Origin of the sequence: Pseudomonas duriflava (genome assembly GCF_007830155.1) — a bacterium.
GTDB classification, from domain to species: domain Bacteria; phylum Pseudomonadota; class Gammaproteobacteria; order Pseudomonadales; family Pseudomonadaceae; genus Chryseomonas; species Chryseomonas duriflava.
Genome location: NZ_VLKY01000004.1, coordinates 36,003 through 49,040, shown reverse-complemented (window position 1 = coordinate 49,040; position 13,038 = coordinate 36,003). Strand labels below are relative to the sequence as shown.

The window sequence follows — 13,038 nt, the reverse complement described above, 5'->3', positions numbered from 1 at the left end:
GGTTTTTGCAGGCGAAGCTGTTTGGCTTAACGCTTGGAGTACTGCGGACGCTTACGCGCTTTACGCAGACCGACCTTCTTACGCTCGACTTCACGCGCATCACGGGTAACATAACCCGCCTTGCGCAGGGAGCTGCGATAGGTCTCATCATATTCGATCAGTGCACGAGTAATGCCATGACGAATTGCACCAGCCTGGCCGCTAACACCGCCGCCCGCTACAGTCACGTATACATCGAACTTTTCGAGGGTTTCGGTCAGCTCGAGCGGCTGACGAACAACCATGCGAGCAGTTTCACGACCAAAGAATACGTCGATAGTGCGGTTATTGATGGAAATCTGGCCAGTACCCGGACGCAGGAAAACGCGAGCGGTAGCTGTCTTACGACGGCCAGTACCGTAATTTTGAGTCGCCGACATGATGTACTATCCCGTTTAAATCTTCAGTTCTTGAGGCTGCTGAGCGGTATGCGGGTGAACGCCACCCTTATAAACCTTCAGCTTACGGTACATGTCGCGACCCAGCGGGTTCTTCGGCAACATACCTTTAACTGCGGTTTCAATAATACGCTCAGGAGCACGAGCGATCAGCTTTTCAAAGTTGATCGACTTGATACCACCCGGAAAACCGGAGTGGTGGTAGTACATCTTGTCGGTAGTTTTGGCGCCAGTTACACGTACCTGCTCGGCATTGATAACAACGATATAATCGCCAGTATCAACATGCGGGGTGTATTCCGGCTTATGCTTACCGCGCAGACGGCTAGCAATTTCAGTAGCCAGACGACCCAGGGTCTGGCCGGCAGCGTCGACGACATACCAGTCGCGCTTAACAGTTTCCGGTTTTGCTGTGAAGGTTTTCATTCGTTATGGCCTCAGGGCCGCCTGAAAAAAGACGGCAAATCTTACAGAACAGTACGATCCTTGACAAGTCAAGGGCAGCCGGAAACAGACGCTATCGGGGGCTCGGGTCAGCGCGTCCGCCACGGCGAATCGACAGGCTAGGCATCCCCCGTCGATAAAGGTGCGGAATTATGACGATTACTGCGAAAATAGCAACCACTTAAATTCCAAACGAGGCAATTTAATGTATTACCGTAAACTTGGCCGTACCGATATTACTGTTAGCGCACTATGCCTGGGCACAATGACCTGGGGCGAGCAAAATACACAGGACGATGCATTTCTTCAGATTGATCATGCAGCCGATGCCGGTATTAATTTCATGGATGCCGCAGAAATGTATCCGGTTCCGCCTCGCGCCGAAACTTATGGGCAAACGGAGCGAATAATCGGCAATTATTTCAAAAAACGCGGCACACGCGACCAGTGGATCCTGACCAGTAAAGTAGCCGGCCCGGGCAATAACATTACGCACATTCGCGACGGTAACCTAAAGCACAATCGTCAACACATCGTTGCGGCCCTTGATGGTAGCCTTGAGCGCTTGCAAACTGACCGAATCGACTTGTATCAATTGCATTGGCCGGACCGGGAAACCAATTTTTTTGGCAAGCTCGGTTATATCCATAACGATAATAGTTTTACCCCCCTGGAGGAAACGCTCGAAGTACTGGATGACCAAGTCAAGGCTGGCAAGATTCGCCATATTGGATTATCCAACGAGACGCCATGGGGCACAATGCGCTTCCTTCAGCTAGCCGAACAACGTGGCTGGCCACGCGCGGTCTCTATACAGAATCCTTATAACCTGCTGAATCGCTCATTCGAAGTAGGCCTCGCTGAGATTGCCATTCGCGAGCAATGCGGCCTGCTGGCCTATTCTCCTCTGGCGTTCGGCATGTTAACGGGTAAGTATGCCAATGGTGCCAAGCCTGACGGCGCTCGCCTGAGCCTGTTTAGCCGTTTCACACGCTATAACAATCCCGAAACCGTACGAGCCTGTGAACAGTATGTGCAGCTGGCAAAACAGCACAATCTGGACCCTGCTCAGATGGCACTGGCCTATGTCACGAGGCGCCCGTTCGTTACTAGCAACATTATTGGCGCAACATCACTAGAGCAGTTGCAAAGTAATCTGGACAGCATTGACCTGACGTTACCAGAAGAAGTCATTGCTGGAATCGAGTCTATTCACAAGACCCAACCTAACCCAGCCCCGTGACTTTTATAGCGCCTTTCCAAAAGCGCTAACCAGATGCTCAGGGACCGAGGAGCTACCATACCGCAGTGTACGCTAGCTCCTCACCCCATGCAGATGAACCAATTTACATATACGACTTTATGTACTAGGAGATAAACAGTTCTCCTTGTCCCTATGTATCGACTGCTATCCCCCGGCGCGACGCCAACCGGTCGGCCAGCCGGGTCGGTTCAGGTAGACGATGCTTTCGAACACAGGCCATGACAAGCTCGGGAGCAGTTTTAAGGCTAACCCGATTGCCTGGCGATATGATCAAGGGTTTCACTTTGTCCTTGCTACGCAAAACGGTACCAATTACTTCACCTTTAACCAACAGATCCACCCAACTGCCTTTTAAGTCACTTAAAGGCTCATGACTACCAGTCAAAATTTTTTTTGCTACACCGATGGTGGGTAATCCAGTTACAACCCCCAAGTGCGCAGCAATACCTAACCGTCGCGGATGCGCAATGCCATGCCCGTCGCAAAAGACTAGGTCCGGCGTATGGGGAAGCTCAGACAGCGCCTGCAGGATAGCTGGCAGCTCTCGAAAAGAGAGCAGTCCTGGTATATAGGGCATAGTGGTGGGGATACGCGCTAGCGCTTGGGCAATAGGATCAAGCGTTTCGGCATTCAGAAGAACCGCCGCTGCACGCGTGATAGCTCCTCCTTCTTCGAAGCCTACATCGACCCCCGCAATCAGTCGAAGCGGCAGGAAATCATCATAAAGCTTGACCTGTTTGGCCAGCTCAACCTGCTGCTTGCGCGCCGCAGCCGGGGTACCGTCCCAATCGATGAAAGGTGACGTGCTCACATTTACTCCAGCACCTACTGTTCCCTCATTTGAACCCAGAGTAATCGGCCCGGTTCCAAAAACAAAAAGGCCGCAGAAGCGGCCTTTGGGTTACGGTTTGTGTGCTCGCGACAGGTACTCGTGAGACTGCATTTCAAGAAGTCGACTTAGGGTGCGCTGAAATTCGAACTCAAGACGTCCCCCTTTATACAGATCTTTAAGCTCGACTTCGGCCGACAGGATCAGCTTGACGTTGCGGTCGTAGAATTCGTCGACCAAGTTAATAAAGCGGCGCGCCATGTCGTCCTTTGTCGCATTCATCTGCTCGACATTGGAAATCAGCACCGCCTGGAAAATCTTGCCCAACTCAATGTAATCGTTCTGGCTTCGCGGCCCATCACACAGCTCACGAAACTCGAACCAGGCGACATCATCGCATGTCTTTCGTGGCTTGATTTCCCGATTCTCAATAATCAAGGGCTCACCCACTGAAGCATTTCCGCACTCGATCGTAAGCGACTTGAAGCTCTTGGCCATTTCAGCCTCAACGCGCTCGCTCAGTGGCCAGTGGTACAGCTCCGCTTGCTCCAAGGCGCGCAATCGATAATCGATGCCGCTGTCAACATTGACGATTTCAGTGTGTTGCTTGAGTAATTCAATAGCAGGAAGGAAGCGGGCTCGCTGTAAACCATCCTTATAAAGACCATCAGGGACGATGTTCGACGTAGCGACCAGACTTACCCCATTTTTGAACAGCTCTTCGAGAAGTGTGGCCAAGATCATCGCGTCGGTAATATCTGACACGAAAAACTCATCGAAACAGATAACCCGAGCCTCGTCAGCGAAACGCTTACCGATGATAGTTAGCGGATTCTTTTCACCCTTAAGAGTCTTAAGCTCTTCATGGACTCGTTTCATGAAGCGGTGAAAGTGGGTACGCATCTTCCTATCAAAGGGCAACGCATCGTAGAACGTGTCGACCAAATAAGTCTTGCCACGCCCTACCCCTCCCCAGAAGTACAATCCTTTTACAGGACCTGAAGGCTTTTTGCCGAGTAGACGGCTAAACAAGCCAGGCTTTGGGTCCGCTTGATTGACTAACTCATCGTACAGACGCTGGAGGTGTTTAACCGCCTGCTCTTGAGCTGAATCATAAAAGAAATCGGGGCGTTCGAGGTCAGCCTTGTAGCGCTCTAAGGGTGTCATGACAAGCTGCATAGATTCGAAGGGGAGCTCACTTTAGCGACGAGCTCCAAGATTGACAATGAACGAGGCAACTATGCGTTTCAGACAGTCGCCTCACCACGCGCCTTACTCAGCAACCAATTCGGCAAGCGCTTTACGCAAGGTACTCATAGCCTGCTGCTGCTCTTCCATCGTATCGAAGGATGGACTCTGAGCAATAACCTCTCCTTTCAGGCCTACCGTAAACTGTGCGTCGCCAGGCTGCAGCTCAAGTGTGTCTGCTTCTGCCTGCAAGCGCTGAGTCATCTGTCCGGCGGCCTTAGGGTCCATAAAAGCCTTGGAGAGTAGTAGCTGGGTACCATCAGCTGCCAGGAAACGGAAACGGAAACTACCATCCTCCTCACGGAAGCTGACAAAACGAGCTCGCTTATCGGCTTTTTTCTTAACTTTTCCAGCACCGGCCTGTGCGCTCAAGGAGCGCAGCCCGACAGCCTCACGCAGCTCGCCCAGGAATGGCGTAGCGATTTTTCGTGCCTTGGCCGCACCAGTTAGCAAAATATCCTCGATATCGTCGGGCCGACTAATCAATGCAATGTAATGCTCACGCGCTTCGCCCAGCTCGGCTTCCAGTAGCTGGAACAGGCGTTGCTTAGCCTCCCCCCAAGCCAGACCATCCAAAAGATCAGCGCGAAATACTGCGGCCTGCTCAGGCGTAGCGAAGGCTTGGTAAAGCGTGAAAAGATGAGCATTATCCGGGTCCTTTGGCTCACCAGGCTGACGCGAGTCCGTCACGATACGGTTAACAGCATCCTTAAGCTGCTTGGATGTTCCAAACAATGGAATGGTGTTGTCGTAGCTCTTCGACATCTTACGGCCATCAAGACCTGGCAATGTCGCTACAGTCTCCTCGATTAGGGCCTCGGGCAGCGCGAAGAATTCTTTGCCAGCACCAAACAAATGGTTAAAACGCTGGGCAATGTCCCGTGCCATTTCTACATGTTGGATTTGATCCCGCCCGACCGGCACTCGATGCGCATTAAACATAAGAATATCCGCAGCCATGAGGACCGGATAGCTATAAAGTCCCATGGTCACACCAGCATCTGGATCCTCTCCTGCGGCCACATTCTTATCCACGGAAGCCTTGTAGGCATGAGCACGGTTCAGCAACCCTTTGGCTGTTACGCACGTTAAAAGCCAGGTCAGTTCAGGAATTTCCGGAATATCTGACTGACGATAAAAAGTCACCTTATCTGGATCCAGACCGCAAGCCAGCCAAGTGGCAGCAATTTCCAAACGGGAACGCTGAATACGCAGCGGATCATCACACTTGATCAAGGCATGATAGTCAGCCAAAAAATAAAAAGAATCGGCATCGGCCGCCCGGCTTGCCACAATAGCGGGGCGGATGGCACCGGCATAGTTACCGAGATGGGGCGTACCGGTGGTAGTAATACCGGTAAGAATACGTGTAGTCATGGCGTAAAATGCATTCTCATCCAAGGCAACCGCTTGCTACAGCTGCCGGTTAAGGGTGTCCGGAATCTATCCGAAAGACGAGTCCGCCTGCTATTCCAAACGCGGCTGGATTAAGGCTTTGAGGTCGGTCAGTTTGCCATGAAAAAAGTGGCTGCACTCAGGCACTTTGATCAACTCATGTGACTGATCAAGAGTTTCTGCCCAGGCATACACGCGAGCAGGCGTGACGACTTCATCAGCATCCGGCTGAATAATTGTTATCGGACAGGCCAAGGGCAGCTTGTTCTCAACATCGAAGCGTTCTACCGATGGGGCCAACATAAACAAGCGGGCCAGGGAAGCGCCTTCTTTCTCAAGGCGTCCAGCCAGGCATCCGGCAACACACCCACCAAATGAAAAGCCCAGAACCGTCAATGGCAATTCGGCATGATTTTTTAAAAGCCAATGAGCAGCAGCATACGCGTCATCAATTTCCCCTTGCCCTTCGCCATACTGCCCGGCACTTTGCCCAACGCCGCGAAAATTAAAGCGCAAGGTAGAGAAACCTGCATCCCGAGCAGTGCGCTGTAAGGTTGAAACGACCTTGTTATGCATGGTTCCATCAAACAAAGGATGGGGATGGCAGATAATAGCCAACCCCTTAGCCTCAGGATGGTGGTAATGCAAGCCTTCCAGAGCCCCTGCGGGGCCTTCGATCATAAGAGGGATTTCTCGTGCGGACAAACTTGAACTCCGTGACCCGGTATCGAGCCGATTCGTCTAGCTCGCTGAATGCGCGGCTTATTTACTATAGGAGAGTATACAAGCGCAGCATGAAGCCGTTACCGTAATGCAAAAGCCGTTAAAAGAGGAAGATTTGTGGAACAGTCCCTGACTACTTGGTTACTGCCTGTCATTGCCTTGATCGTAGGGATAGGCATTGGCTTTCTGATCGCACGATTACTACCCGGTGCCGCCCCCAGCCGTGTTCAACGCCAACTAGACGATCTCCAGGAACGCTTCGATGCCTATCAGCGCGAAGTAACGAGCCACTTCAGCACTACGGCTGGCCTGGTCAAGAAGCTAACCCAGAACTACCAGGACGTGCAGGAACATCTGTCCGATGGCGCCAGCCGTCTCGCCCTGGATGAACTAACCCGTCAGCGCCTGCTGGCAGCCCTGCACAATCAAAATAGCTATCCATCGTCCCGTGATCGCCTGGATTCTCCGGCAGAAGCGCCTAAAGACTACGCGCCTAAAGGCGAAGATGGCAGTAGCACGCTAGACGAAACCTACGGCTTAAAAAACCGCCCTTGATCAATAAATTCGATCCATAAAAAAGCCCGGCATCGTAGCCGGGCTTTTTCTTTTCGCCGGATTAGATTACGCCGCGAGCCTTTAACAAGGCCAACACCTGACGCGTGCCCTCCTCAACCGACACACTTTGCGTATCGATGACCAGATCAGCGTCTAGCGGAACATCGTAAGGGAAGGACTCTCCTGGGATATTGTCGCCTTCGGCAGCGTATAGTCCCTGAGGATCCCGCTCACGACAGGCCTGGGGAGATGCCTGGACGTATACGGTTATAAACCGTTCGGCACCAATCAGAGCTTTGGCTTGCTCACGCCCTTCAGCATCTGGCGCCACAAAAGCCGCCAAGGTCAGTAAGCCCGCCTCATTGAACTGACGTGCCACATGAGCCGCACGCAACCAGTTTTCGCGACGCCCGGCTCGATCCTGCGGCAATCCTTTATTAAGGTCATGTCGAAGATTTTGACCGTCCAGCACATAAACCGCCCGACCCGCATCGAATAGTTTACGCTCGACAGCATAGGCCAACGTACTCTTGCCAGCGCCCGATAGGCCTGTGAACAAAACTGTAGCTGGCTGCTGACCAAAACGGGCAGCACGCTCCTCCGTTGCCACATGCAGCTGATGACCGAGCAGAGTACCTGTGCCAGATGCACTCGAGTCCGCAATGATCATCCCCGCGCCTACGGTACCATTGGTAAGACGATCAACGACAATGAAGGCACCCGTTGTACGGTTACGCTCGTAACTATCCAATGCAATGGGCGCATCCAGACTGACCTTAACGCGAGCGATCTCATTAAGCTTCAGCTGACTAGCCTGTCCTTTTTCAAGGGTATTCACATCAACTGTGTGAACAATGCTAGGCAGCGAGCCAGGCACATAGCTGGTAGCGCGCTTGATGTCGTATTTTTTACCTGGCAGCATTGGCTCTTCTGCCATCCAGACCAACATAGCCTCAAAACTATCGCTAACCTGCGGACGGTTATCTGGATGAACCAACAAGTCCCCGCGGGAAATGTCTATCTCATCTTCAAGCGTCAAGGTTACAGCCTGCCCAGGGATGGCCTGCTCCAACTCGCCTTCGTAAGTGACAATGGACTTCACCCGGCTACTTTTGCCGGACGGCAGAACCACAACTTCATCACCCTTATGGACAATACCGGACGCCAGCGTACCGGCAAATCCACGGAAGTTCAGGTTAGGCCGATTGACGTACTGGACCGGAAAACGCATATCGGTAACGTTACGGTCCGCCGCGATTTCCACCGTTTCCAGAATTTCCATCAGCGGCTTGCCGGTGTACCACGGCGTCTGCTCGCTGCGATTGACCACATTGTCACCCTTCAGGGCAGACATCGGCACGAAATGTATGTCTTTGGCGCCCAGGTTGATACGCTCGGCAAAAGATAGGTAGTCCGCACGGATTCTATCGAAAACAGCCTCGTCGAAGCCCAGCAGATCCATCTTGTTCACAGCGACAACGATATGCTTGATACCTAGCAGCGAGGCAATAAAGCTATGACGACGCGTCTGAGTTTGCACACCGTATCGTGCATCGATCAGGATGATCGCCAGATCACAAGTCGACGCACCGGTCGCCATGTTGCGAGTGTACTGCTCATGACCAGGCGTGTCGGCAATGATGAACTTGCGCTTGGCCGTCGAGAAATAGCGGTAGGCCACATCGATAGTGATGCCTTGTTCCCGCTCGGCCTGTAGACCGTCTACCAGCAGAGCAAGGTCAACCTCTTCACCTGTAGTTCCGACTTTCTTCGAATCGCGTGTAATCGCTTCAAGATGATCTTCGTAGATCATCTTGGAGTCATGTAACAGGCGGCCGATCAGGGTGCTCTTGCCGTCATCAACATTGCCACACGTCAGGAAGCGCAAAAGCTCCTTGCGCTCGTGCTGGGCCAAGTAAGCCAGGATGTCCTGGCCGATCAGATCGGATTGGTGCGACATATTAGAAATACCCCTGACGTTTCTTCTCTTCCATCGAACCGGCACCATCATGATCGATAACACGACCCTGGCGCTCGGACGTTCGAGTCAGCAGCATTTCCTGGATAATCTCTGGCAGCGTAGCGGCAGAGGATTCGACCGCTCCCGTCAATGGGTAGCAGCCCAACGTACGGAAACGGACCTGCTGCTTACGAATGCGCGCCTTTTCATCATCTGAGAGGTGTTCAAGAATACGCTCATCATCGATCATGATCAGGGTGCCATTCTTTTCGATGACTTCGCGCTCAGCCGCAAAATACAGCGGAACGATTGGGATACCTTCTAGATAGATGTACTGCCAGATATCTAGCTCGGTCCAGTTGGACAAAGGGAATACACGAATGGATTCGCCTTTGTTGATCTTGCCGTTATAGATATTCCAGAGCTCAGGACGTTGATTCTTAGGATCCCAGCGGTGCTTGGTATCACGAAACGAATAGACACGTTCTTTGGCACGTGACTTCTCTTCATCACGCCGAGCACCACCGAAGGCTGCATCGAAACCGTATTTATCCAACGCCTGCTTGAGACCTTGGGTTTTCATGATATCAGTATGCTTGGCGCTGCCATGAGTGAACGGATTAATCCCTTGGGCCACCCCTTCCGGGTTCTGATGCACCAATAGATCAAGGCCCATTTCCTTGACCATACGGTCACGGAATTCATACATGGCCTTGAATTTCCATCCAGTATCAACGTGCAGCACTGGGAACGGCAGTTTGCCCGGAAAAAAGGCCTTACGTGCCAAGTGCAGCATCACAGCGGAATCTTTACCGATGGAATACAGCATCACTGGATTATCGAACTCGGCGGCCACTTCACGAATGATGTGGATGCTTTCCGCCTCAAGCTGTTTCAGATGAGTCAGTTTATCGAGCATGGCTACTCACGGAATTGCGGAGGGACGGCCAGCGGGCCGTAGACGAATACTCACGATACCACAGCATTACTCTTATAATCAGGCCCTTGCTTAGAACCAAATTATATATAGATATATTCAAGCAGGATTTGGTATATCGATAAACAAATGCTCAAGATCGAACTGTGCAGCCAAATACTCTCCTAAAGCTTGCACACCATATCGCTCAGTAGCATGGTGCCCCGCAGCGAAAAAGCTTATTCCGCTTTCCCGAGCACTATGGACAGTTTGCTCCGATACCTCCCCTGTTAGATAGGCATCAACTCCGGCCGCAATCGCTTGATCGATATACCCTTGCGCACCTCCTGTACACCAAGCAATCTGCTCGATCGGTCTTGTTCCTTCAATGACCAAGGGCTCACGTCCCAGTATAGAGGCGACATGACGGGCAAACGCAGCGGCATCTATAGGCTCGGCAAGCGAGCCGCGCAAGACAATAGACCGTGAATTACCAGGCTCCAGCCCCTCGTGGACTGTTATACCCAATCGCCTGGCCAGCTGAATGTTGTTACCTACTTCCGGGTGCAGATCCAGAGGCAAGTGATACGCCAGTAGACTGATATCGTGAGCCAACAAGGTCTTTAGACGACGCTGCTTCATTCCAATGATTCGCGCGTCTTCGTTTTTCCAGAAATACCCATGGTGGACCAATACTGCATCCGCTTTCGCCTCTACCGCAGCGTCTAGCAATGCCTGACTAGCCGTTACCCCAGTAACAATCCTGCTTACAGTAGAGCGGCCTTCGACCTGTAGACCATTAGGGCAATAGTCTTTGATAGAAGCTACATCCAAATAACGATCCGTTTCCCTTACCAGAGTCATCAACGGCAAAGTCATCATCTACTCCTTAACCGGGCGGGGTCCGCTGTCCACGTATCACGCGTATAGAGCAGACAAGACCCGTATGTATAATGGCCGCACCTTATCGCTCCCTTTTCGGCCTCGCAACAAGGACTCGCAATATAATGTACAAGGCCTTGCGCTCTTTCAGCTGGCCCATCGTGGCAGGGCTACTGCTCGCGACGATTGTTATTCTCCGGTTTCCCGAATGGGTCGGCTTGCCACGACAGCAGGTTCGTCTCGAAGAGGCTCAACCTTCAATGAGCCGTCTGCAAGGCCCGGTATCCTATGCAGATGCTGCTAGCAAGGCCGCGCCAGCTGTTGTCTCGCTACGCTCAACCAAACATAGCCAGAAACCCCATTCGCTTATTCAGGACGACCCGCTTTTCAAACACTACTTCAACAGGAACCCTCCCCAAGGCAACGAAGAACTTAGCCTTGGGTCAGCCGTTATCATGAGCCACGAGGGCTATCTGCTCACCAATAACCACGTTACAGCGAATGCCGATACCATCGTGGTTGCACTTCAGGACGGTCGCCAGACCGTAGCGCGTCTTATCGGCAGCGATCCGGATACAGACTTGGCCGTACTCAAAATCGACTTGGCCAATTTACCGGCCATTTCTCTCGGCCACTCCGAAAAAATCCGTATTGGTGATATCACATTGGCAATCGGCAACCCGTTCGGTGTAGGCCAAACCGTCACCATGGGAATTATCAGCGCTACCGGGCGTAACCAGTTAGGGCTGAATACTTATGAAGACTTCATACAAACCGACGCGGCTATCAATTTAGGAAACTCAGGCGGCGCGTTGATCGATGCCAACGGGAATCTGATTGGTATCAACACAGCCATTCTCTCAGGAGGATCGCAAGGAATCGGCTTTGCAATCCCTATTCAACTGGCTGTTGACGTTATGCAATCCATCATCGCACATGGTCAGGTTATCCGTGGCTGGCTTGGCGTGGAGGTAGAGAGACTTACTCCCGAATTGGCAGCCTCTTACAACCTGCCAGGCGAAGACGGGATAGTGGTATCAGGCGTCTACCCCAACGGCCCAGCACAACGTGCTGGATTGCAACCCGGCGATATTCTTCTCAAGCTTGGCGACGAGCCTGCCCAGGATGGTCGTCAGTCTATGAATCAGGTGGCACGCAAGCGTCCTGGGGACAATATTGCTATTGAAGTCCTTCGTAACGGCAAACCCCTGACGCTAACTGCCATTATCGGTTTACGCCCGCCTGTGGAGCCTGCTGAACCTCCAACCCCCGAGTCTTCGAAAAACGGCGCTTCATAAGCGCCGTTTTATCAGGAGTAATTATTGATGAACGCCATAGTCCTTGAGTGCTGCAACCAGCGCAGCATTCTGCTCGGGAGTACCTATGGTAATACGCAAGAACGAATCAATGCGAGGTCGCTTGAAGTGGCGAACCAGTACGTGACGCTCACGCAACGCAGCTGCTAACTCTTCACCTACATAGTGAGGATGACGAGCAAAGACAAAATTGGCTGCAGAAGGCAGAACGTCGAACCCAAGCGCCTGAAGATCCGCTACAAGGCAGGCTCTGCTCTCGATAACTGCCTGACATGTTTTCTCAAAGTAATCCTGGTCCTCGAACGCAGCCGTAGCGCCAGCGAGAGCCAAGCGATCCAGCGGAAAAGAATTGAAACTGTTTTTGATCCGCTCTAATGCTTCAATCAACCTTGGATGTCCCACCGCCAAACCTACCCGCAACCCAGCTAGGGATCGTGACTTAGACAATGTCTGGGTGACCAAAAGATTGGGATAGCGATTTACCAGCGCAATCGCGCTTTCGCCACCAAAGTCGATATAGGCTTCATCGACTACTACAACCGAGCGCTGATTGGCCTTGAGTAGCGCCTCAATGGCGTCAAGTGCCAATAGACAGCCAGTAGGCGCATTGGGGTTGGGAAAGATGATGCCAGCATTAGGACGTTGATAGTCTTCTACCTGAATCTGGAATTCATCATTTAGTGGGATAGCCTCAAAAGGAATCCCATAAAGCCCACAATAAACAGGATAGAAGCTGTACGAAATATCAGGGAACAGCAGCGGTCCTTCATGCTGAAACAAGCCGTGAAAGATATGCGCTAGCACCTCATCCGATCCATTACCTACAAAAACATGCTCCGCCGTTACCGAATAATGCTTGGCAATCGCTTGCTTCAATCGCTCCCCATCGGGATCAGGGTACAGGCGCAGGCTATCGTTTAATTCAGCCTGAATGGCACTTATGACCTGAGGAGAGGGGCCGTAAGGGTTTTCATTGGTATTGAGCTTGACCAAATTGGCAATCTTTGGCTGCTCACCTGGCACATAAGGCACCAGATTCTTAACGAAGGGGCTCCAGAAATCACTCATC

The 13,038-nt window shown here is 52.1% G+C and carries 13 protein-coding genes; 3 read left to right on the top strand and 10 right to left on the bottom strand.

The annotated features are described in order from the left end of the window. Positions 1-26: 26 nt before the first annotated feature. Positions 27-419: a 30S ribosomal protein S9 gene (gene rpsI, locus IQ22_RS06570; protein ID WP_145139894.1), complete on the bottom strand. Its 393-nt coding sequence runs from the start codon at positions 417-419 to the stop codon at positions 27-29. A gap of 15 nt (positions 420-434) precedes the next feature. Beyond that, on the bottom strand, positions 435-863 hold the full coding sequence (rplM, locus tag IQ22_RS06565) for a 50S ribosomal protein L13 (protein ID WP_145139891.1): 429 nt from the start codon (positions 861-863) through the stop codon (positions 435-437). Between the two features lie 223 nt (positions 864-1,086). On the opposite strand from rplM, the gene IQ22_RS06560 reads away from it, so the two are divergent. Further along, complete coding sequence (locus IQ22_RS06560; RefSeq protein ID WP_145139888.1) at positions 1,087-2,124, top strand: NADP(H)-dependent aldo-keto reductase; 1,038 nt, start codon at positions 1,087-1,089, stop codon at positions 2,122-2,124. A 151-nt stretch (positions 2,125-2,275) separates the two neighbouring features. On the opposite strand, the gene nfi is transcribed toward IQ22_RS06560, so the two are convergent. The 4 genes from nfi to IQ22_RS06540 all read right to left on the bottom strand — a co-directional run bounded on the left by nfi (position 2,276) and on the right by IQ22_RS06540 (position 6,322). Further along, positions 2,276-2,956, bottom strand: a complete 681-nt coding sequence (nfi, locus tag IQ22_RS06555) for a deoxyribonuclease V (protein WP_145139885.1) — start codon at positions 2,954-2,956, stop codon at positions 2,276-2,278. Between the two features lie 90 nt (positions 2,957-3,046). Further along, positions 3,047-4,141: a cell division protein ZapE gene (zapE, locus tag IQ22_RS06550; protein ID WP_145139883.1), complete on the bottom strand. Its 1,095-nt coding sequence runs from the start codon at positions 4,139-4,141 to the stop codon at positions 3,047-3,049. 105 nt (positions 4,142-4,246) lie between these two features. Next, complete coding sequence (locus tag IQ22_RS06545) at positions 4,247-5,599, bottom strand: tryptophan--tRNA ligase (protein ID WP_145139880.1); 1,353 nt, start codon at positions 5,597-5,599, stop codon at positions 4,247-4,249. A 90-nt stretch (positions 5,600-5,689) separates the two neighbouring features. After that, positions 5,690-6,322: an alpha/beta hydrolase gene (locus IQ22_RS06540; protein ID WP_145139877.1), complete on the bottom strand. Its 633-nt coding sequence runs from the start codon at positions 6,320-6,322 to the stop codon at positions 5,690-5,692. Positions 6,323-6,457: 135 nt separating this feature from the next. Here IQ22_RS06540 and IQ22_RS06535 point away from each other — a divergent pair, with 135 nt between their 5' ends. After that, positions 6,458-6,895 carry a Z-ring associated ZapG family protein gene (locus tag IQ22_RS06535; RefSeq protein ID WP_145139874.1) on the top strand — a complete coding sequence of 146 codons (438 nt, stop codon included), beginning with the start codon at positions 6,458-6,460 and terminating at the stop codon, positions 6,893-6,895. Positions 6,896-6,956: 61 nt separating this feature from the next. Here the strand turns inward: IQ22_RS06535 and cysN are convergent, their stop codons facing one another. The 3 genes from cysN to IQ22_RS06520 all read right to left on the bottom strand — a co-directional run bounded on the left by cysN (position 6,957) and on the right by IQ22_RS06520 (position 10,650). Beyond that, complete coding sequence (gene cysN, locus IQ22_RS06530; protein WP_145139871.1) at positions 6,957-8,855, bottom strand: sulfate adenylyltransferase subunit CysN; 1,899 nt, start codon at positions 8,853-8,855, stop codon at positions 6,957-6,959. A 1-nt stretch (position 8,856) separates the two neighbouring features. Further along, positions 8,857-9,774: a sulfate adenylyltransferase subunit CysD gene (gene cysD, locus IQ22_RS06525; RefSeq protein WP_145139868.1), complete on the bottom strand. Its 918-nt coding sequence runs from the start codon at positions 9,772-9,774 to the stop codon at positions 8,857-8,859. Between the two features lie 117 nt (positions 9,775-9,891). Continuing rightward, the gene (locus tag IQ22_RS06520; RefSeq protein ID WP_145139865.1) at positions 9,892-10,650 is read right to left on the bottom strand and encodes a Nif3-like dinuclear metal center hexameric protein; all 759 of its coding nucleotides are present in this window, start codon (positions 10,648-10,650) and stop codon (positions 9,892-9,894) included. A 128-nt stretch (positions 10,651-10,778) separates the two neighbouring features. Between IQ22_RS06520 and IQ22_RS06515 the strand changes: the two genes are divergently transcribed. Next, complete coding sequence (locus IQ22_RS06515) at positions 10,779-11,951, top strand: S1C family serine protease (RefSeq protein WP_145139863.1); 1,173 nt, start codon at positions 10,779-10,781, stop codon at positions 11,949-11,951. 21 nt (positions 11,952-11,972) lie between these two features. Here the strand turns inward: IQ22_RS06515 and hisC are convergent, their stop codons facing one another. Beyond that, positions 11,973-13,037, bottom strand: coding sequence for a histidinol-phosphate transaminase (gene hisC, locus IQ22_RS06510; protein WP_145139860.1), 1,065 nt, complete (start codon positions 13,035-13,037; stop codon positions 11,973-11,975). Position 13,038: the final 1 nt, after the last annotated feature.